Raw genomic sequence first — 20,458 nt, forward strand, 5'->3', positions numbered from 1 at the left:
ATTGGCCTGTCAGCCCGCCGCGTCATAGAGGCCGCTCGCCTCCAGCCACTCTTCTTCGGCCCGCGCCAGCGCATCCGCCGCATTGGCGCGCGCCTTTGAGAGCTGAGCCGCCTGCTTGGGATCGCGCGTGAACAGGTCCGGCAGCGCCAGAGCGGTATCGATCTTGGCGATGATTTCGCTGATCCGCGCCATCTCGGTTTCGGCATTCGAAATCCGCTGTTTCAGCGAACCACGCTTCTCCGCCTTTGGCCGCTCCGGTTTGTCGTTTTTCGCGTTGCGAACCTCCTCGCTTTCACGCGACGTCACGCGCGCGCCGCGCGTCGACAGCACTCTTCGTCTGTATTCGTCGAGGTCGCCGTCAAAACTCGTCACAGTGCCATCGGCGACCACCCACAGCCGATCTGCGCAGGCCTCGATCAGGTAGCGGTCGTGCGAGACCATGATCACCGCGCCTGGAAATTCGTTGATCGCCTCGGCGAGCGCCGCGCGGCTGTCGATATCCAGATGGTTGGTGGGCTCGTCCAGAATGATCATGTTGGGGCCGAAGAAGGTCGCAAGGCCCAACAGCAGCCTTGCCTTCTCGCCGCCTGATAGGCTGCCGGCCTTTGTGTCCGCCGCGCTGCCGGAAAAGCCGATTGCGCCGGCGCGCGCGCGCACCTTGGCTTCCGGTGCCTCGGGCATCAGCTTGCGGATGTGATCGTAGACCGAGGCGTCCTCGTTCAATTCATCGAGCTGGTGCTGGGCGAAATAGGCAATCGAGAGCCTTTCGGCCCGCGTGATCGTTCCGGAAAAAGGCTTGAGCCGGTCCGCCAGAAGCTTCACCAGAGTCGATTTGCCGTTGCCGTTGGCGCCGAGCAGGGCGATGCGGTCGTCATTGTCGATGCGCAAGGTGACGCGCCTGAGCACTGGTTTTTGCGGATCATAGCCGACGGAGACATTGTCGACCGCAATGATTGGCGGCGACAGGACCTTGTCCGGCGCTGGAAAGCTGATTTCGCGTACCTCTTCGCGCACCAGCGCCGCCACCGGCTTCATCTTCTCCAGCATCTTCACCCGCGACTGCGCCTGGCGTGCCTTTGAGGCCTTGGCCTTGAAACGATCGACAAAGGCCTGCAGGCGCTTGCGCTCGGCTTCCTGGCGCTTGGCGTGCTTGGCGTCGAGCAATTCGCGTGCGGCGCGCTGCTCTTCGAAAGAGGAATAAGAGCCGCGGTAGAGCGTGAGCTTGCCGCGCTCAAGATGCATGATCTGGTCGACCGAGGTGTCGAGCAGGTCGCGGTCGTGGCTGATCACGATCACCGTGCGCGGATAATTGGCGAGATGATCTTCGAGCCACAGCGTACCCTCGAGGTCGAGATAGTTGGTTGGTTCGTCCAGCAGCAACAGATCGGGCGCCGAAAACAGTGTCGCGGCGAGCGCAACGCGCATGCGCCAACCGCCGGAGAACTCGGAAACCGGGCGCGCCTGATCCGCGCTCGAGAAGCCAAGGCCGCTCAGGATCGCAGCCGCGCGCGCAGGCGCCGAATGGGCGTCGATATCGGCGAGCCTGGTCTGGATTTCGGCGATGCGTTGCGGGTCGGTGGCGGTCTCGGCCTCGCGCAACAGCGTATCGCGCTCGAGGTCCGCCTTGAGCACGATTGTCAGCAGGTTCTCGGGGCCGATCGGCGCCTCCTGAGCAAGGCTGCCGATCCGCCATCGCGGCGGAACGATGATGGTTCCGCTTTCGGTCGCGATCTCACCGCGAATGGCGCGAAACAACGTCGATTTGCCGGTGCCGTTGCGGCCGACGAGGCCGACGCGTGCTCCGGGCACAATCTGCGCAGAGGCATGATCGATCAAAAGCCGTCCGGCGAGGCGGACCGACAGGTCGGTGATGACAAGCATGCGCGCCTTGTCACCGCAGTTGCCGCCAAACGCAACCGCTTTGTGAGCGGCGCCGAAATGCCTGCGAGCTAGCGCGAGCGCATCTCACGATCCTGTCTGCGCAGAGCGTCCATGAGATCGCGCAGATGATCGGGCAATTGTGAAAAGTCCGGTTGTAGGCTCTGTTGCAGCCGCTGGCCCACGGCGTCACATATCGATCGGCTGGTCTTGCCGTCGATCCTTGCGCTGCTATTGCCGCTCTGGCCGTTCATGCGAGTTCCGCTTGGCGCTCGATTCAACCCGTAATGCCGAACCAAGTCATGAACGCTCAAATTGTTTCCCGCCCGTCACATCGCGTCTAGGTAAAAAATTCCATAAAAATCGGGCGGTTGCGGCCTGGGAGGAGCCCCGACGGGCCGGGGCTCCTCCACCAGATGACGACAAAATCAGTAGCAGGTATTGACCAGCCGCCAGCGCGGTCCCCAGGGCGTTGGGACCAGGCGACGCACAAAGCAACCGCCATACCCGTAGGAGGGGCGCGCGTAGCCGTAATAGACGGGGCCGCCGACCACGACGCGGGGGCCGCCCCACCAGCCCCAACCGTGATGCCAGCCGCCATGCCAGCCCCAGGCGGAGGCCGACGTCGGCGCCATGGCCGCGCCCAACGATACCGCGGCAACTGCAACAAGCGAAAGTTTGCGGAACATGGTGATCTCCTCGAAGCTTCGGCGCGGTTTGCGCCGGTGGATGACATCGCGGCCTGGAGCGCCTTGCCGTGAAGGACGAGACGCTTGGTCGATTGCAGCCTAGCGAGCTGAGGCTGAACAGGACTGGTCCGGCGGATGCAGAATGGGTTCAGCTTGGTGAAGCAGGCAAAATTGTAATTTAAGCCAAGCTATTGTTGCGCGGGCATTTTTTGCGGAACGTTTCGAGACCGGGCTGCTGGCGCGCTCAAGACGCCCGGTAGCCTTTAACGTTAAATTTCGTTAATTCTTCAGACCGCTCTGGTACAGAAGCTCTTGCACAACGACACGGATGTCCCCGAGCAGCGGCTGTATGTCTCCGCGCTTTGCCACAAAGTATCGATTATGAGCCGACTTATCTCCGACGTCCTTGAGCTTAGGAAGCGCGGATTTGAGGTTTCTGCTTGGGCTCCAGGAACTGGTCGAAAGAGTGGCGTTGATCAGGTCTTTCAGGAACACGTAATCCCCCGTGGGCCCCTTGATTTCTGAAGCCGCTCCATGTTTTTCGAAAGTCTCGATGAGCAGCGTCTCGACCAGACGTCTGATCATGACCGCGCAAGCATCGTACCAGCCGTTATCGAAACTTCCGTTGATCTGGTTTGCGATCAAAGAAATGTATGTTCGAGTACCTCTTGTTAGAGATGCCATCAGAACGAGATGTGATTGAGCCTGCGCGCCTTCCTCGGGCGGTCCGAGTTCTCGATCAACATCTTCTCGAATTGCCTTTGAGGCTGCCAGCGCGTTTCGGAGAAAATTAGACAACTTAGCCCGCCGGGTTGTTAGCGCCATACAAATGCTTGGCCATGCTCTCAAACATCTTATCGATCTGCTCGGCCGAAGACTCCGGCGAAATGTGAATTTGAATGTCAATATGCACGGCCGGGTGTTTCGCGCTGGGCGAACCGTGCGCAGCGATAGGTGAAGCCGCTGCTGGTGCGGCATGAAGCGGTCCTGTCGTCAGCGCAGTTGCCGTGTCACCGGAGCCGCTCTGACCTGAAAAATCTGCTTCGTCCACAAGAGCTTTGAACGTTTGTACCGTTTGCTTCACCACCACTTCGCCGGCCGTCGAGCTCGTACTGAAGACGTGTGTCAGATCGGCTACCGATCGAGCATTTGCGTCTGGATAGATCGCGAAAAGGTCCGCGTAACCCTGTCGGATCGCTTTTCCCAGCACTGCGCGGTGATCCCGTCCTCGATACTCACTCCAAAGCGGCGTTGGGATGCCGGAGCCGTCTGTAAGTCCTATGAACTTGATCACGTTGATCATCCCGGCATCATTGCTGGACGTGAAACCTAGCGTCTTCAGATGCGCGGCTGTGAGTTTGGGCGGAATGCCGGATGATCGGATCTTTTGAAGAAGACTCTTTAGCTTTCCAGTGACGAGTGTGTACGGGTAGGTGGGCATTTTCTTGCTTCCTTTACGTTCTATCGCATGGAAAGTGCAACTCTCAGGTGAGTCGCAAGACAGCGGAGGACGTTTTCCGCAAAATTAACTGCGGTCTGGGGCGGTCAATGCGCTTTGGACGAAAAATTACGGCGGTTAGCCTTTTCGCCTTGGCCCTCGCCCGTGGGGGCCTGCCAACTGTGGTGGGCATGAAACCGGCAACGTGGCGGTCCAAAGCCCAATCTTGATGATAGCCTCTGCAGAAACATTTCCAGTTGGTGAAATTGCTGTAATTTCCCGCGATCGCCCGTCGCCGATGTCCGTCCGTCGGGGTCGCTTGCCGTCCGAGGTGGGCGCCGATATAAGCCCGCAACTCACGAATTCACCCGCCTTTTTGAGGATCATGACAATGGCGATTGAACGTACCTTCTCGATCATCAAGCCGGACGCGACCGAGCGCAATCTGACCGGCGCAATCAATGCGCTGATCGAGAAGGCAGGCCTTCGGATCGTTGCGCAAAAGCGCATCCGCATGACGCGCGAGCAGGCGGAGACCTTCTACGCGGTGCATAAGGCCCGTCCCTTCTTCGGCGAACTGGTGGACTTCATGACCTCCGGCCCGGTCGTCGTGCAGGTTCTGGAAGGCGAGGGCGCGATCGCGAAATACCGCGAGGTGATGGGTGCCACCGATCCGTCGAAGGCGGCCGAGGGAACGATCCGCAAGCTCCATGCGAAATCGATCGGCGAGAACTCCGTGCATGGCTCGGATGCGCCCGAGACCGCCGCTGTCGAAATCGCGCAGTTTTTCTCCGGCAACGAAATCGTGGGCTGATCGAGGCTGGCCTGGGCTGAGGCAAGCCGCGGGGGGTAGGCTGTGATCCTGTTACTGCAGGCATTTGATCCCACCAATCTCAGCGTGTTTCTTACCCAATTGCACGCTGACATCCAGAAGCCGACATTCTGGCTCGCGGTTGGCAAGATCATCTGGATCAACGTGCTGTTGTCGGGCGACAACGCGCTGGTCATTGCGATGGCCTGCCGTGGGTTGCATGGCCGACACCGGCTCTGGGGCATGGTGATCGGCGCCGGCATCGCGGTGATCCTTCTGGTTCTCTTCACCGGGATCGTCGCGACCCTGATGGAGTTGCCGTATCTCAAAGTGATCGGCGGCGTTGCGCTGTTGGTCATCGCCGCCAAGCTGCTGGTGCCCGAGGACGAGGGGGATGAAATCGCCGCGGGCACCACGCTCTGGCACGCGGTGCGTATCGTCGTGATCGCCGACATCATCATGAGCCTGGATAACGTGATCGCGGTGGCGGCTGCCGCGAACGGCCAGCTCTCGCTGTTGATCCTGGGCCTTGCGATCAGCATTCCGATGATTATCGCGGGCGCGGCGTTAATCATGCTGGTGCTCGATCGCTTCCCGCTCCTGGTTTGGCTGGGCGCGATGCTTCTGGGCTGGATCGCGGGCGATGTGATCTCGAGCGATCCGGCCATCGCTCCGCGGCTGCATAACGTGCTGGAAGGCGATGTCAGCCTGAACATCGATACCACATCTTCGATGTTCGGGTTTGTCAGGCATCTTCGGTTCGATGGGGAACTCGACGAAATTGCGTTTGCGGTCCTCGGCGCCCTGATCGTTCTCATTGTCGGATCTGTTTGGCGCCGGCGGAAGCTGCACGCGAAAGAAGCCCCCGCTGGCTGATATTCCGGACTGAAGGACTTCCCGCATTGGCTGCCGGCTTTGCGACAAATAGCCGCCGGACGCTCCCGCGACTTTTTGCGATACGCAAATTGAAAGCTTGTTCGCGGAGGTCGGGTTTTGAACTGGTTGTCGAACGTTTTCGACCCATCCTGGGTCGGGGCAACATTCACGCAGCTTTATGCCGAGTTTCAGCATCCGCACTTCTGGGTGAACGTATCCAAGATCATCTGGATCAATGTGCTGTTGTCGGGCGACAACGCGCTGGTGGTGGCGTTGGCCTGCCGCGGCTTGCAGCCGCGACAACGACTCTGGGGCATGATGCTGGGCACGGCGGCGGCCGTGGTGCTGCGCATTCTCTTCACGGTGATCATCGCGACCGTGATGGGACTGCCCTATCTGAAGTTGGTCGGCGGACTGGCGCTGATCATCATTGCCGCCAAGCTGCTGGTCCCCGAAAAGGAGGACGAGGAGGGCATCAAATCTGCGGCGCATCTGTGGGCGGCGATCCAGATCGTGGCGCTCGCGGACATCGTGATGAGCCTCGACAATGTGATCGCGGTGGCCGCTGCCGCCGAGGGCAGCATACCGCTCCTCGTCTTCGGACTTGCAAGCAGCATCCCCTTGATCATTGCCGGAGCCGGTCTGATCATGGCGCTCTTGAATCTGTTGCCGATCCTGGTGTGGGCAGGCTCGGCTTTGCTCGGCTGGATTGCCGGCAATGTGATTGCGACCGATCCGGCCGTGCATCCGAAGCTGCAGAGCCTTCTCGACGGTGCGCTTGGCTTTGAGCTCGACACCCTGCTGACGCTGCTCGGCGTGGCCCCGTTGTTCGTGGGCGGCAATGCCGGGGAAATCCTTTGTGCCGCTCTGGGCGTGCTTGTCGTGCTCCTCGCTGGTTCGATCTGGCGACGGCGAAGCCTGCACCGCATGGCTCATGGGGCGGCGTAAGGAGTTTACGGCGCGGGTCTCAGGGTTAGCGCAGCACGATCGAACCGGAACGGCCGACGAGCCGCGCGAGCTGCCGGAAGCGGCCGCCGACCCGGTCGGCCACCAGATCGACCATCCGGTGTTCGAACACCAGCGTCAGATTGCGCCCCTCGTTACGGAAATGGGTCGCCGGCAGTACGCCGGGGCGCGCCGCCGAAATGAGATGGGCCACGCGGAAGGCCGCGCCCAGCACGCGCGCGCGCTCCAGCATCGCCGGGCTGACCAGGTCCTGGATGATTTGCGGCGGCTGGTTCTCTTCGCTCAATCCGGCATAGCGGAAGAACACGGCGAGTCCGACGAAGGCCCGCCCCTGGTGGCTGATGTCGCCGAAATTGCCGTTGATGATCTGGGTCAGCGTCTGCTCGCCGCGATGGTCGGGGTGCACGCGCCAGCCGATATCCGACAGCAGGCAGGCGGCGTGGCGCAGCCGGCGGTCCTCCTCGGTTTCCCGCAACTTCACCACGCGCACGAACCGGTCGCTCCACTCGATCAGCTCCTTCGCGTGCCGGGCCGAGCGCGACAGCAACTGATTGAGCTCCTGCGCGGCGCAGAGCAGGCCGTCCTTGGCGCGCTCGGCATCCGGCAGCATCGAATAGAGCAGGCCTTCGCGCACGCCGAAGGTGGAGAATGTGATGGTCTTCGGCCTGGCGACGCGGATGATGTATTCCAGCACCAGGGCGCCATAGGTCAGGAGGGGACGCCGAGCATCGGCGATCATCTCGATATTCGCGAGCATGTTCGCGGCCGCTAGCCGCCGCAGCCGCCGCGCAAAGTCGAGCGCTTCGGCAGCCGGGATCGAATAGCCGTGCATGACCCCGAGCGGATAGCCGCTCTGGACGATGTGGATCCGCGCCAGCGCGCGCCAGGTGCCGCCGACCGCATAGAAGGTGCGGCCCCGGCCGGCCCTGAGCTGGGAGACTTCGGACAAATCGTTCCGAACGATGCGCTCGGCGCGCTTGAGCGACTTGTGTGAGAGGTCCTGCAGCGCCAGGCTGCCAAGGCGCAGCGTCACGCCGCTGCGCACGCTGCTGCCGCGAATATCGATCAGCTCGAGCGAGCCGCCGCCGAGATCGCCGACGATGCCATCGGGCTTGTGCAGGCCGGAGACGACGCCGAGCGCCGACAATTTGGCTTCGCGCGGTCCCGACAGGATTTCGATCGGTACGCCGCAAATTCGCCCGGCCTGGGCGATGAAGTCCGCGCCGTTGGAGGCGTCGCGACAAGCAGCCGTCGCGATCGCATAGACGCGCCCGACCTGCTGGATCTTGCACAGGCCGCGGAAGCGGCGCAGCGCGGTCAGCGCCTTCGTCACCGCATCGGGCGCGAGCAGGCCCGTACTCTGGACCTCGCGGCCAAGTCCGCACAGCGCCTTCTCGTTGAAGATGGTGATCAGGCTGCGCGCCAGCGCTTCATAGACGACGAGGCGGACCGAGTTCGAACCGATGTCGATGACCGCGACGCTGGAGTTGCGTTTGCGCGGTCGCTTCACCGCCGCGCTCCGTTACGGTGTCGGCGTATGCTGACGCTCGCTGCGGCGGGTGAGGCGGCGCGGCGCGAATTCCTTGAGCGACTTCCCACGGCCTGAAAGACTCGGATTCGTCATGAAGTAGTTGTGCAGGTTGAAGGGCTCTTCGCCTTTCGCCGCCTTCATACGCGTTGACGATCCGTCCGGCAACAATTGCCAGCTCTGCTCGGTGTCCTTCAGATTCGCGATCATGATCTGCTCGAGAACCTGCTGATGTACCGTGGGATTTTGCAGCGGGCACAACACCTCGACGCGCCTGTCGAGGTTACGCGGCATCATGTCGGCGGAGGAGATATACACAGCCGCCTTGGCGCTGGGTAAGCCTTGCCCCATGCCGAAGCAGTAGATTCGGCCGTGCTCCAGGAAGCGGCCGATGACGGATTTGACGCGGATGTTCTCCGACAGGCCGGGCAGGCCGGGCCGCAGGCAGCAGATACCGCGCACCACGAGTTCGATGGAGACGCCGGCCTGAGAGGCCTGGTAGAGCGCATCGATGATATCGGGATCGACCAGCGCATTCATCTTCATCCAGATCGCGGCGGGCCTGCCATGGTGGGCGTGCTCGATCTCGTCATGAATATGCTCGAGCATCCGCTTGCGTAAGTTCAGCGGCGAGACCGCGAGCTTCTCGAGATCGCTCGGGGCGGCATAACCCGTGATGTAGTTGAAGACCCGCGCCACGTCGCGCCCGATGATCGGATCGCAAGTGAAATAGGAGAGATCGGTGTAGATGCGCGCCGTGACCGGGTGATAGTTGCCGGTCCCGGTGTGCACATAGGTGGTGAGGCTACCGCCCTCGCGCCGCACGATCAGCGACAGCTTGGCATGCGTCTTGAGTTCGAGGAATCCGTAGACGACCTGGACGCCGGCGCGTTCGAGGTCGCGCGCCCAGCGGATGTTGGCTTCCTCATCGAACCGCGCCTTCAGTTCGATCAGCGCGGTGACCGACTTTCCGGCTTCGGCGGCTTCCGCGAGCGCGCGCACGATCGGCGAGTTGTTGGAGGTACGGTAGAGGGTCTGCTTGATCGCCACGACGTCGGGATCGCGCGCAGCTTGCTGCAGGAATTGCACCACCACGTCGAAGGACTCGTAGGGATGATGCACTATCAGATCCTTCTGCCGGATCGCCGCGAAGATGTCGCCGCCATGATCGCGGACGCGCTCGGGATGGCGCGGAACATAAGGCGGAAATTCGAGATCGGGACGGTCGAGGCGCGTGAGCTGCGATAGCTCGTTCATCGCCAGCACGCCATCGACGAGCGTGACCTCATCATCGACGCAGGACAGCGCGTGCTGCACGAAGGCGCGTAAGTCTTCCGGCATGCTGGCTTCTATTTCCAGCCGGATGACCGATCCGCGCCGGCGCCGCTTCAGCGCGGTCTCGAACAGCCGCACCAAGTCTTCCGCTTCTTCCTCGATTTCGATTTCGGAGTCGCGGATGACGCGGAAGGCGCCCTGGCCCTTGACGGTGTAACCAGGGAACAGGCGACCGATGAACAGCACCGTAGCCTGCTCCAGCGTAATCAGCCGCGTCGCGCCCTCCTTGCTGGCGGGCATGCGAATGAAGCGGTCGATCTTGCCGGGCATGCGGATGAGCGCGTTCATCGGCTTGCCGTCGGACAGGCGGGAAAGCTGCAGCGCGACGGTAAAGCCAAGATTGGGAATGAACGGGAAGGGGTGGGCGGGATCGATCGCGAGCGGCGTGAGCAGCGGGAAGATGTTGTGGAGGAAGTGATCCTCGATCCAGGCCCGCTCGGATTTGGTGACGTCGCGCCCGTCGACGAGCACAAGCCCCACCTCCGCCAGAATGCCGCGCAGGTCGCGCCAGATCGCTTGCTGGTCGTTGGCGAGTTGCGAAACGGAACGGTTGATGCGCGTGAGCTGCTCCGCCGGCGTGAGCCCGTCAGGGCTGCGCTCGGTGATCCCCTCACGGATCTGGGCCTTGATACCGGCCACGCGGACCATGAAGAACTCATCAAGGTTATTGGCGGAAATCGACAGGAACCGCACGCGCTCCAGGGCGGGGTGTCCGGGATTGACCGATTCCTCGAGCACGCGGCGGTTGAAATGCAGCCACGAAAGCTCGCGATTGATGAAGCGCTCGGGGCTGGTCGCGATCGCCGGAAGACTTTCGGAATCGGGCTCTTTTTCTTTGATTACAGTGCTTTGCACGGATTCCATGAGAAATCGATCCATCTGTCGGTCGGAAGCGGCAGTATTTTGCCGAACCTTGCGCCAACCATGTGCGGGCGCAGTGACGATTCAATGACATGATGTTCCCATAGGTTTCCCCGTCAAGACGACCTTTTCGACTTCAGTCGCCGGGCATGGGTGAATGGGTTCCCGGGCGGAAGGCGAAATTGCGCATAGGTCCGCCTTCTCGCGGCGCAATGTGCCCGAGCTTTGTATCTGAGACACCCTCGTTCGATCAGAGGGGTGCGGACGTGCTCACGGATGATTTCGCGCCCGCCGACCTTTATCGGGTGACTCCGATCAGAGCGCCCAAGAGTCCATAAAACGGCAGCTTTTGGCTCGGAGCTGCCGGCAGGAGAAGGGCAGGGCATATCAGGTCATTTCAGACCTCAACCTGCGCGGTCGGCGTCCGCCTTGCGCGGAACGGACCAACAAGCCGTTCGTTACCGCGTTTAAGGGCGGCGTGTCCGAAAAGGATGTAAGGCCATGAGGGCTCAGACCGCATTCGCCGTGCTTGCGATCGTCCTCGGCGGCACCGCGATCTCGCAGGCGCAACCGAACGCGCAAGGCGCTGTTGAACTGAGCAACGGCACAAAGGTGCCGCAGAACCCATCGCTACCGAAGCTCAAACTGACAAACGCGCAGCGCGAGCAGATCCGCAAGACCGTGCTGACCCAGCACAACGAGGTCGAGTTCCGGCTAAAGGCCACCAAGGCAGCCGAGAACTTTACCCCTGCTGTTGGTGCGGCACTTCCAAAGGGCGTCAAGGCTCAATCGCTGCCAACACAAGTTCTGTCGCAAATGCCGGAATTGCGTGACTACCTGTATGTGAAAATGAAGGACCAGGTGCTGATCGTGAACGGCATGACCAACAAGATCGTGGACATGTTCTCGGAGACGCAGCCGCTCTCTTAGACTACCCGCATTGGTCGGCCGTCCCGTAGCGGTCGCTTTGGCGACGCCGCGGCCCCGTTATGACTTGCCGCGCAGGACCTCCGCTGCAAAGGCCCGTGTGATGGGCCGGCCCAGGCGCAGCGCCTCGCGGTCGAGCGATTCGACCGTTTCGCGCGCGGCGGCGTAAGAGCGTTCAATCCTGTTGGCGAGATAGCCGACCACTGCCTCGTCGACGGCCAGTTGGCGGTCGGCGCAAAACTTGACGATCAACGCGCGGAATAGCTGATCGTCCGGCGGCTGCAGCGACACCGTCGGCAGGGCGCGCAGCCGCGAGCGCAGATCGCGCAGTTCGACCTCCAATGCGGACGGCGAAACGCGAGAGGTCATCAGCACGAAGGCGGCGTCCTCCCGCGCCAAATTGAGCAGGTGAAACAGCGCGCGCTCGTCGAAGTCTCCGGCGCGCAGATCCTCCACCACCAGTGCGCCGGTTGCCAGCGCGCCCGGAACATTGGCCGGCGTGAGCGCGTGCGCGGCGATCGAGCGCGCGCCCGACTGCTCGGCCCAGATCGCCGCGAGATGGCTTTTGCCCGAGCCCTCCGGCCCGGCCAGCATCATGGTGCGGTTAGGCCATTCCGGCCAGGCGTCGATCAGCGCCAGCGCGGCCGCATTGGCGGGACCTTCGAGAAAATTGTCGCGTGTCAGGCTCTCTTCGTGCGGCAACACAAAGGCCAGTTGGCGCGGATGGACGGGGCTGGCCATCATTTCATTTCGATCGTGCTCATGTGCTGTGCCCACTCCACCAGATAGCGGGAGACGGAGGCCAGCGAAAACACGGTGACGATGCCCATCAGGATCAGGTCGTAAGGGCCGGGGTGAAAGCCGAAGGCAAGCGAGGCCAGCACCAGGGCCGCCAGCGCGACCTGCGCCACCGTGTTGATCTTCGAAACCATCAGCGGCTTCATCGGAATCGGCTTGCCGAACAACCATGACACAATCACGGCGGAGACGATCATGATGTCGCGCGACACCACCAGGATCACGATCCAGCGCGGGATGGCGCCCCAGATCCCCAGCGCGACATAGATCGAGACCAGCAGCGCCTTGTCGGCAAGCGGGTCCAGCATGGCGCCGAGTTCGCTCGCCATGTTGAAGTGCTTTGCCAGAAATCCGTCGACCCCGTCGCTGACGCCGGCGATGACGAAAACGCCGAAGGCGATTTCCATCTGGTTGGAGGCGATTGCCCAGATGACGATCGGGACCAGCAGGATGCGGCCCAGGGTAATGATGTTCGGAATACTCACGCGGCGCTTCCCGGCAACCCGCCCGACTCGAAGGATCCGGCTTCTTGCACGCTTAAGCCGGCTGTGATGTACACATAGTATATGCCGCCCGGCCTTGCGAGCCATTGCACCCGGCCGGAATCCGACGTAAGCGAGCCCAAACCCTAGAGCGCGAGGACGCGCTTTAGCCTATTGTCGAGCATGATCTTTTCGGAAAGCCGATCTCCAGCCCGCGGCCAAGCCAGGGGCGGGCTCGCCTCCGAATGACGCTCCAGCGGAATTGGGCATGACCGAGCGCAAAAACGGCCTCACTTATGCAGATTCGGGCGTCGATATCGACGCCGGCAATCGCCTGGTCGATCTCATCAAGCCGTTGGTTCGCGCCACCGCGCGCCCCGGCGCCAATGCCGAGATCGGCGGGTTCGGGGGCCTGTTCGATCTCAAGGCGGCGGGCTTCGCCGATCCGGTGCTGGTGGCCGCGACCGACGGCGTCGGCACCAAGCTGAAGATTGCCATCGAAACCGGCCTGCATTCCGGGATTGGCATCGATCTGGTCGCGATGAGCGTCAACGATCTCGTGGTGCAGGGCGCGGAACCTTTGTTCTTCCTCGACTACTTCGCCTGCGGCAAGCTGGAGCCGGAGGCCGCCGCGGCGATCGTTGCCGGGATCGCCGAAGGTTGCCGGGAATCCGGCTGCGCGCTGATCGGCGGGGAGACCGCCGAAATGCCCGGGCTCTACAAGGACGGCGACTATGATCTGGCCGGCTTTGCGGTTGGCGCGGCCGAGCGCGGCCAACTCCTGCCGCGCGCCGACATCGAGCCTGGCGACGCCGTGATTGGGCTTGCGTCCTCGGGCGTTCATTCCAACGGCTATTCGCTGGTCCGCAAGATCGTGGCGCAGTCGGGGCTTGGCTTCGATGCGCCGGCACCGTTCTCGCCGGTGATGACGCTTGGTGGTGCGCTGCTGGCGCCGACCAAGCTCTACGTCAAATCGTGCCTGCGCGCGATCCGAGAGACCGGCGCGGTGAAGGGGCTTGCGCACATCACCGGCGGCGGGTTCACCGACAACATTCCGCGGGTCCTGCCCAAGCAGCTCGGCGTCGGCATCGATCTGCCGCGCCTGCCGGTGCTGCCGGTGTTCAAATGGCTGGCGGAGCAGGGAGGCGTTGCCGAACTCGAACTGCTGCGCACGTTCAATTGCGGCATTGGCATGATCGCGATCGTGAAGGCGGATGCGGTGGAAGCGGTCAGCGATGTCTTCACCGCGAGCGGGGAAAGCGTCACGCTGCTCGGCGAAGTGATCCCGGCCGCGGGCGAGCATCGCGTCGTCTACAACGGCCATCTCGATCTTTCACGGTGAGGTCCATGAAACGCCGTGTCGCCATCCTGATCTCCGGCCGGGGCTCGAACATGGCCGCGCTGATCAAGGCCGCGGCCGCGGAGGATTTTCCGGCGGAGATTGCGGTGGTGATCTCGAACCGGGCCGATGCCGCCGGGCTCGAAAAGGCCGGAATGGCTGACGTGCGGACCGTCGTCGTCGAGAGCAAGCCGTTCGGCAAGGATCGCGCCGGGTTCGAAGCGGCCTTGCAGGCGGTGCTCGACGAGCACCGGATCGAGTTGATCTGCCTTGCCGGTTTCATGCGGCTGTTCACGGCGGATTTCGTCCAGCGCTGGCACGGAAAGATGCTCAACATCCATCCCTCGCTGCTGCCGTCATTCCCCGGACTCGATCCGCATGGCCAGGCGCTGCGCGCAGGCGTGAAGATCTCCGGCGCCACCGTGCATTTCGTGATTCCCGAGACCGATGCCGGTCCCATCCTGATGCAGGGAGCGGTTTCGGTCAGCGATCAGGACAGCGCCGATACGCTGTCCGAGCGGATCCTCGAAGTCGAGCACCGTATCTATCCCGATGCACTCAGATTGCTGGCGAGCGGCCAGGTTCGACTCGAGGGCGACATCTGCAAGACGGTGGCGAGCGCCGCTGCCGGCAATTTCCTGATTTCGCCCGTCGCCGGGCAATGAACGGCAGCGCCGGAAAACAAAATCCCCCGACGCAAGGGCCGGGGGTAATCATGATCGAGTGCCGATCGCGATGCAGTTTCGAGCATGATCCGGAAAAGTGGAAACCGGTCTTCCGATAAGATCATGCTCGGGCAAAGAGATTAGATCATCATCCGATTCCGTGTAATCGGATCATGATCTAAGAGACCTTCAGGTTTTCCGCTGACGTCTTGCCGCGATTTTCCACGAGGTCATATTCCACGACCTGATTTTCGTTGAGGGTGGTCAATCCGGCGCGCTCGACCGCCGAGATATGGACGAACACGTCCTTCTCGCCGCCGATCGGCCTGATGAACCCATAGCCCTTGGTCGGGTTGAACCATTTGACGGTGCCCTTCTGCATCGCCTGTCTCCTGGTCTGGACGAAAAAAAGACGCGGTCACGCAATCAAGCGTGCCACGCCACAAACGGGCTTCCGAAAGTCTGCTCAATTTCCGAGTCTTCGATATCAACGTCGCGAAACGCACAGGCGAACGGCCAATTCCGATTGCGGAGCGGATTGCAACACGAAAGCTGCGCCTTCGCAAGGTTCTGGCGTGGGTTGCGAAATCCCCTGTAACAATTTGGCACAGATGGGCGGTCGCGGCGGAGGCGTGGTGCATTGCAATCGCCTGGCGGCGCCGATGAACCCACATTCAGCCCCTTCATGGAACCAGGGGCAAATGAGCCTCCTCGGGGCATTCAGGCGGTGAGGCGGGGAGGCTGCGTGCGTCCGAGCGGGGCGGTCAGGTCCTGTTAACGCCAATCACGCGGCCGCGCTCGATGGCGAGCGCCAGCCGTCCGTGCTTGAGGGCCAGCGCGGCCTCGCCAAACAATTCGCGCCGCCAGCCCTGCAGCGCCGCCACATGGGCTTCATCGTCGGCCGCGATCTCCTCGAGATCGTCGACGGTTGCGATCACCTTGCTGGCAACGCCGTGGCGCTCCGATGTCATTCGGAGCAGCACCTTCAACAGCTCGACGGTCGCGGCGCCGTTGGCGGCCCCGCGGGGTTTCTCGAGCTTCGGCAGGCTCGCAAGATCGCGCGCCAGCCCGCGCTGCACCGCGGCCACGATCTCGGTGCCCCATTTGGAGCGCTCAAAGCCCTTCGGCAATGACCGCAGGTGCCCGAGCTTTTCCAAGGTCGTCGGTGCGTGGGTCGCGATGTCGCCGACCGCTTCGTCCCTCAGCACGCGGCTGCGGGGCACGTCCCGGCTCTGTGCTTCCTGTTCGCGCCAGGCCGCGACCTCCATCAGCACCGCCAATTCCTTGGGCTTGCGCACCCGCGTCTTCAGCCGCTCCCAGGCGCGCTCGGGATGGAAGTCGTAGGTCTTGGGCGACGTCAGGATCTCCATCTCCGAACTGACCCAGTTGTTGCGGCCCCGTTTCTTCAGGTCCGCATCCAGGGCGGCAAAAACGTCGCGCAAATGGGTGACGTCGGACACGGCATAATGGATCTGCTCTTTGGTCAGCGGCCGGCGCGACCAATCGGTGAAACGGTGGGTTTTATCCGGCCGATGCCCTGTGATGCGCTGCACCAATTGGTCGTAGGCGATGGAATCGCCGTAGCCCAACACCATCGCCGCGACCTGGGTGTCGAAGATGGGATGAGGAATGATCCCGGCGCGGTGCCAGACGATCTCGATGTCCTGGCGGGCGGCATGAAATACCTTGAGGACCTTCTCGTTCCCCATGAGCTCGAAGAAGGGCTTAAGGTCGATGTCGCCAGCCAGGGCGTCGATCACGACCGCCTCTTCCGAGCTCGCCATCTGCACCACGCAGAGCAGGGGGTAATAGGTGGTTTCGCGCAGGAACTCGGTGTCGACGGTAATGACCGGATGCCGGGCGAGGCGATCGCAGGCGGCTGCAAGTTCCGAGCTGTTGGTAATCACTTCCATGAAATGAGGCGTGCTGCCGAAAGTGCTGGTCTGTCAAGGGTCTCGCGACGAATTCGAGCCTTGCATTTAGGCCATTGCGGTCCCCGATCGTGAGAGATGGAACAGGAGCAACAGGCTGGGCCTGGATCTAGTGATCACGTAACCCTCGGGACTGTCGCCGGCCAGTTGGCACCGCCAGGACGACGACGCACAGCGCAAGCATCGCCAGCCCCATGAACTCGAAAACCAACGCATCCACGGCAATATCCCCCAACAAACAAGCGAGATTTGTAAGGGGCCCGTTGACGATTTGTTAATTTGGCGCGCCGACAGCGGCGCCGGTCCGGCAAATGGTGGACGCACGGTTAATGCCCATCAGGTACCGCAAAATGTCTGGCACACCCGCTCATGCGGCTGCGGAGGCAGCTCGTAGTCGGCGAACGCCGGCTGGTCCTGGTAGGGCTTTGACAGCACCGTTAGCAGCGTCTCGAACGGGGCGTAGTCGTCGCGGTCCATCGCCGCCCTAATCGCCGCTTCGACGCGGTGATTGCGCGGGATGAAGACCGGATTGGCGGCGCGCATCGCCGCCCGCCGCTCTTGCGCCGACTGCGGCTCCTCGCCGATCCGCTGCCGCCAGCGCGGGAGCCATTCGTCGAAGGCTTCCGGCTCCGCGAACAGCTTGCGTACCTCCGGATCGAGGGTGGCATCGCCAGCCGCATCGCTCAAGCGACGGAAGGTGAGGGTGAAGTCGGCCTGGCCTTTGGCCATCGCGTCGAGCAGCGCCTGTGCCAGCGCGTGATCGTCCTCGCGCTCGGTGAACAGGCCGATCTTGGCGCGCAGCCCGGCTTTATAGGCGACGTTGAAGATCTCGCCGAACTCCACGAGCGCTCCCTGCGCCTGCTCGACTGCCTTGTCCTTGTCGTCGGAGAACAGCGGCAGCAGGCATTCGGCAAAGCGCGTCAAATTCCAGAGCGCGATCCGCGGCTGGTTGGCGTAGGCATAGCGTCCGAACTCGTCGATCGAGCTGAAGACCTGGGCGGGATCGTAATGGTCCATGAAGGCACACGGGCCGTAATCGATGGTCTCGCCCGAGATCGAAGTATTGTCGGTGTTCATGACGCCATGGATGAAGCCGACCAGGAGCCAGCGGGCCACGAGATTGGCCTGGCGCGCAATCACGGCTGCAAGCAGCCCATGATAGGGGCGCTCAGTGCCGGCAAGCTCGGGATAGTGCCGGACGATGACGTGGTCGGCCAGCCGTCGCACGGCATCGGTGTCGCCGCGCGCGGCAAAATATTGGAAGGTGCCGACGCGGATATGGCTCGAGGCCACGCGGGTCAGCACGGCGCCGGGCAGGGCGGTTTCGCGCATCACCTGCTCGCCGGTGATCACGGCGGCAAGGGCGCGCGTGGTCGGAATACCGAGCGCAGCCATGGCTTCGCTGACGATATATTCGCGCAGGACCGGGCCCAGCGCGGCGCGGCCGTCGCCCCGGCGTGAAAACGGGGTCGGGCCGGATCCCTTGAGCTGGATGTCGCGACGAACGCCGTCCTTGTCGATGACCTCGCCGAGCAGGATGGCGCGGCCATCGCCAAGTTGCGGCACGAACTGCCCGAATTGATGCCCCGCATAGGCCATGGCAATCGGATCGGCTCCCGTGGGCAGGATCTTGCCGGAAAGAATTTCGGCGCCTTCCGGTGTCTCAAGCAGGTCGGGATCAAGGCCGAGTTGGAGCGCAAGTGGCCGGTTCAACTTGATCAGGCGCGGGGCTGCGACCGGTGTCGGAGCGACGCGGGCAAAAAAATTGCTCGGCAGCGCCGCATAGGTGTTTTGGAAGGGGAAATGCACCGTCATGGCCCCAAGATAGGCACGAGGCCCGGCTTTTTCGAGCCCAAACTCGCCTTACGGTCGTTGCCGCGAGGGGAAGGCTCGGCTAAACCCTGACCCGCGTTTCGGACCGGCTCTGGGCGTTCCGAGTCGCTTTCTCCCACAATCAGTTTTGGACGTTCCATGCACCGTTACCGCACCCACACCTGCGGCGAGCTCCGCGAAGGCCACATCGGCGAAACCGTTCGCCTGTCCGGCTGGTGCCATCGCATCCGCGACCATGGCGGGGTGCTGTTCATCGACCTGCGCGACCATTACGGGATCACCCAATGCGTCGTCGATCCGGATTCGCCCGCCTTTTCCGATGCCGAAAAGCTGCGCTCGGAATGGGTGGTGCGGATGGAAGGCAAGGTGCGCCGCCGCCCGGAAGGAACCGACAATCCGGAACTGCCGACCGGTCAGGTCGAGCTCTATGTCAGCGGCATCGAGGTGCTGGGCGCGGCCGCCGAACTGCCGCTGCCGGTCTTCGGTGAGCAGGAATATCCTGAAGACATCAGGCTCAAGTACCGGTTCCTCGACCTGCGTCGCGAGAAGCTGCACCAGAACATCATGACGCGCGGCGCGATCATCGATTCGATGCGCAGGCGCATGAAGGGAGCCGGCTTCTTCGAGTTCCAGACCCCGATTCTGACCGCGTCCTCGCCTGAAGGCGCGCGCGACTTCCTGGTGCCGTCCCGCATCCATCCGGGCAAGTTCTACGCGCTGCCGCAGGCGCCGCAGCAGTACAAGCAGCTCCTGATGATGAGCGGGTTTGATCGTTACTTCCAGATCGCGCCCTGCTTCCGTGACGAAGACCCGCGCGCCGACCGTTTGCCGGGCGAGTTTTACCAGCTCGACATCGAGATGAGCTTTGTCACGCAGGAGGACGTGTTCGCGGCGATGGAGCCGGTGATCACGGGCGTGTTCGAGGAATTTGCCAAAGGCAAGCCGGTGACCAAGGGCTGGCCGAAAATTCCTTTCGCGGAAGCGATCCGCAAATATGGCACCGACAAGCCAGACCTGCGCAACCCGATCGTGATGCAGGATGTCTCCGAGCACTTCCGCGGCTCTGGTTTCAAGGTATTCGCGCGCATGCTCGAAGACCCCAAGAACCAGGTCTGGGCCATACCGGGGCGTGGCGGCGGCAGCCGCGCGTTCTGCGACCGCATGAACTCCTGGGCGCAAGGCGAGGGCCAGCCGGGTCTTGGCTACATCATGTGGCGCGAAGGCAATGAGGGCGCAGGTCCACTTGCCAACAACATCGGGCCCGAACGTACCGCAGCGATCCGTCAGCAGCTTGGCCTGAGCGAGGGCGATGCCGCCTTCTTCGTCGCCGGCGATCCCGACAAGTTCTGGAAGTTCGCCGGCCTTGCCCGAACGAAGGTCGGCGAGGAGTTGAACCTCGTCGACAAGGACCGTTTCGAACTCGCCTGGGTCATCGATTTCCCGATGTACGAATACGACGAGGAGGCGAAGAAGGTCGACTTCTCTCACAACCCGTTCTCGATGCCGCAGGGCGGGCTCGAGGCACTGCAGACGCAGGACCCGCTGACCATCAAGGCGTTCCAGTACGACATCACCTGCAATGGCTATGAGATCGCCTCGGGTGGCATCCGCAACCACCGTCCCGAAACAATGGTGAAGGCGTTCGAGATCGCCGGCTATGGCGAGCAGGAAGTCATCGACCGCTTCGGCGGCATGTACCGCGCGTTCCAGTACGGCGCGCCGCCGCATGGCGGCATGGCGGCCGGCGTCGACCGCATCGTGATGCTCCTCTGCGGGACCACGAATCTGCGCGAAATCTCGCTATTCCCGATGAATCAGCAGGCGATGGACCTGCTAATGGGCGCGCCCTCCGAAGCGACGCCGAAGCAGCTTCGCGAGCTGCACATCCGGGTCAACCTGCCGCAGAAATCGTAGAGCGCGATCCGAGAGAACCAAAGGCGCGATCTGCCGTCGCGCTTTGGTTTAGCAAAGCATCGATCAAGTGCAGAGTCGGACGAGCGCCTTCAATCATGCCGTCATTGCGAGGAGCAAGGCGACGAAGTAATCCAGGCTGCATCCGCGGAGGAAGTCTGGATTCGCTCGCAATGACGGAGGTTGGGCG

General features: G+C 62.6%; 19 protein-coding genes. 7 read left to right on the plus strand and 12 right to left on the minus strand.

What is annotated here, in order from left to right:
• Window positions 1–9: 9 nt before the first annotated feature.
• The 5 genes from P6U23_RS18820 to P6U23_RS18840 form a co-directional block, all read right to left on the minus strand.
• Window positions 10–1,881, minus strand: a complete 1,872-nt coding sequence (locus tag P6U23_RS18820; RefSeq protein WP_407181180.1) for an ABC-F family ATP-binding cassette domain-containing protein — start codon at window positions 1,879–1,881, stop codon at window positions 10–12.
• A gap of 68 nt (window positions 1,882–1,949) precedes the next feature.
• Window positions 1,950–2,132, minus strand: coding sequence for a hypothetical protein (locus P6U23_RS18825; protein WP_407181181.1), 183 nt, complete (start codon window positions 2,130–2,132; stop codon window positions 1,950–1,952).
• Window positions 2,133–2,306: 174 nt separating this feature from the next.
• Window positions 2,307–2,567, minus strand: coding sequence for a sulfur globule protein precursor (locus P6U23_RS18830; RefSeq protein WP_407181182.1), 261 nt, complete (start codon window positions 2,565–2,567; stop codon window positions 2,307–2,309).
• A gap of 279 nt (window positions 2,568–2,846) precedes the next feature.
• On the minus strand, window positions 2,847–3,365 hold the full coding sequence (locus tag P6U23_RS18835) for a hypothetical protein (protein WP_407181183.1): 519 nt from the start codon (window positions 3,363–3,365) through the stop codon (window positions 2,847–2,849).
• Between the two features lies 1 nt (window position 3,366).
• Window positions 3,367–4,008, minus strand: coding sequence for a DUF5343 domain-containing protein (locus tag P6U23_RS18840; protein ID WP_407181184.1), 642 nt, complete (start codon window positions 4,006–4,008; stop codon window positions 3,367–3,369).
• Window positions 4,009–4,396: 388 nt separating this feature from the next.
• On the opposite strand from P6U23_RS18840, the gene ndk reads away from it, so the two are divergent.
• From ndk to P6U23_RS18855, 3 genes are all read left to right on the plus strand, one after another.
• Window positions 4,397–4,819, plus strand: a complete 423-nt coding sequence (ndk, locus tag P6U23_RS18845; RefSeq protein ID WP_024510293.1) for a nucleoside-diphosphate kinase — start codon at window positions 4,397–4,399, stop codon at window positions 4,817–4,819.
• 42 nt (window positions 4,820–4,861) lie between these two features.
• Complete coding sequence (locus P6U23_RS18850) at window positions 4,862–5,692, plus strand: TerC family protein (protein WP_407181185.1); 831 nt, start codon at window positions 4,862–4,864, stop codon at window positions 5,690–5,692.
• 117 nt (window positions 5,693–5,809) lie between these two features.
• A complete protein-coding gene (locus P6U23_RS18855; RefSeq protein ID WP_407181186.1) occupies window positions 5,810–6,640 on the plus strand; it encodes a TerC family protein in 831 nt (276 codons plus the stop codon).
• 25 nt (window positions 6,641–6,665) lie between these two features.
• Here the strand turns inward: P6U23_RS18855 and ppx are convergent, their stop codons facing one another.
• Both ppx and P6U23_RS18865 read right to left on the minus strand, forming a co-directional pair.
• A complete protein-coding gene (gene ppx / locus P6U23_RS18860) occupies window positions 6,666–8,168 on the minus strand; it encodes an exopolyphosphatase (RefSeq protein ID WP_407181187.1) in 1,503 nt (500 codons plus the stop codon).
• A gap of 12 nt (window positions 8,169–8,180) precedes the next feature.
• A complete protein-coding gene (locus tag P6U23_RS18865; protein ID WP_407181188.1) occupies window positions 8,181–10,385 on the minus strand; it encodes an RNA degradosome polyphosphate kinase in 2,205 nt (734 codons plus the stop codon).
• Between the two features lie 522 nt (window positions 10,386–10,907).
• Between P6U23_RS18865 and P6U23_RS18870 the strand changes: the two genes are divergently transcribed.
• Window positions 10,908–11,312, plus strand: a complete 405-nt coding sequence (locus P6U23_RS18870; RefSeq protein WP_407181189.1) for a hypothetical protein — start codon at window positions 10,908–10,910, stop codon at window positions 11,310–11,312.
• Window positions 11,313–11,369: 57 nt separating this feature from the next.
• Here the strand turns inward: P6U23_RS18870 and P6U23_RS18875 are convergent, their stop codons facing one another.
• Together P6U23_RS18875 and P6U23_RS18880 are read right to left on the minus strand one after the other, a co-directional pair.
• Entirely contained in the window at window positions 11,370–12,050 is a 681-nt protein-coding gene (locus P6U23_RS18875; protein ID WP_407181515.1) for a chromosomal replication initiator DnaA, read from the minus strand.
• Window positions 12,050–12,592 carry a CDP-alcohol phosphatidyltransferase family protein gene (locus P6U23_RS18880; RefSeq protein WP_024510281.1) on the minus strand — a complete coding sequence of 181 codons (543 nt, stop codon included), beginning with the start codon at window positions 12,590–12,592 and terminating at the stop codon, window positions 12,050–12,052. The genes P6U23_RS18875 and P6U23_RS18880 overlap by 1 nt, the downstream gene beginning before the upstream one ends.
• A gap of 265 nt (window positions 12,593–12,857) precedes the next feature.
• On the opposite strand from P6U23_RS18880, the gene purM reads away from it, so the two are divergent.
• Together purM and purN are read left to right on the plus strand one after the other, a co-directional pair.
• Window positions 12,858–13,931: a phosphoribosylformylglycinamidine cyclo-ligase gene (gene purM, locus P6U23_RS18885; RefSeq protein ID WP_407181190.1), complete on the plus strand. Its 1,074-nt coding sequence runs from the start codon at window positions 12,858–12,860 to the stop codon at window positions 13,929–13,931.
• A 5-nt stretch (window positions 13,932–13,936) separates the two neighbouring features.
• Window positions 13,937–14,593, plus strand: a complete 657-nt coding sequence (gene purN, locus P6U23_RS18890; RefSeq protein ID WP_407181191.1) for a phosphoribosylglycinamide formyltransferase — start codon at window positions 13,937–13,939, stop codon at window positions 14,591–14,593.
• A 178-nt stretch (window positions 14,594–14,771) separates the two neighbouring features.
• Here the strand turns inward: purN and P6U23_RS18895 are convergent, their stop codons facing one another.
• The 3 genes from P6U23_RS18895 to P6U23_RS18905 form a co-directional block, all read right to left on the minus strand.
• Window positions 14,772–14,975, minus strand: coding sequence for a cold-shock protein (locus P6U23_RS18895; protein ID WP_407181192.1), 204 nt, complete (start codon window positions 14,973–14,975; stop codon window positions 14,772–14,774).
• Between the two features lie 382 nt (window positions 14,976–15,357).
• A complete protein-coding gene (gene rnd / locus P6U23_RS18900) occupies window positions 15,358–16,506 on the minus strand; it encodes a ribonuclease D (RefSeq protein ID WP_407181193.1) in 1,149 nt (382 codons plus the stop codon).
• A 354-nt stretch (window positions 16,507–16,860) separates the two neighbouring features.
• Window positions 16,861–18,339: a protein adenylyltransferase SelO gene (locus P6U23_RS18905; protein ID WP_407181194.1), complete on the minus strand. Its 1,479-nt coding sequence runs from the start codon at window positions 18,337–18,339 to the stop codon at window positions 16,861–16,863.
• A 156-nt stretch (window positions 18,340–18,495) separates the two neighbouring features.
• Here P6U23_RS18905 and aspS point away from each other — a divergent pair, with 156 nt between their 5' ends.
• The gene (gene aspS / locus P6U23_RS18910) at window positions 18,496–20,271 is read left to right on the plus strand and encodes an aspartate--tRNA ligase (RefSeq protein ID WP_407181195.1); all 1,776 of its coding nucleotides are present in this window, start codon (window positions 18,496–18,498) and stop codon (window positions 20,269–20,271) included.
• Window positions 20,272–20,458: the final 187 nt, after the last annotated feature.

Origin of the sequence: Bradyrhizobium sp. STM 3562 (genome assembly GCF_045571435.1) — a bacterium.
Classification (GTDB): Bacteria; Pseudomonadota; Alphaproteobacteria; order Rhizobiales; family Xanthobacteraceae; genus Bradyrhizobium.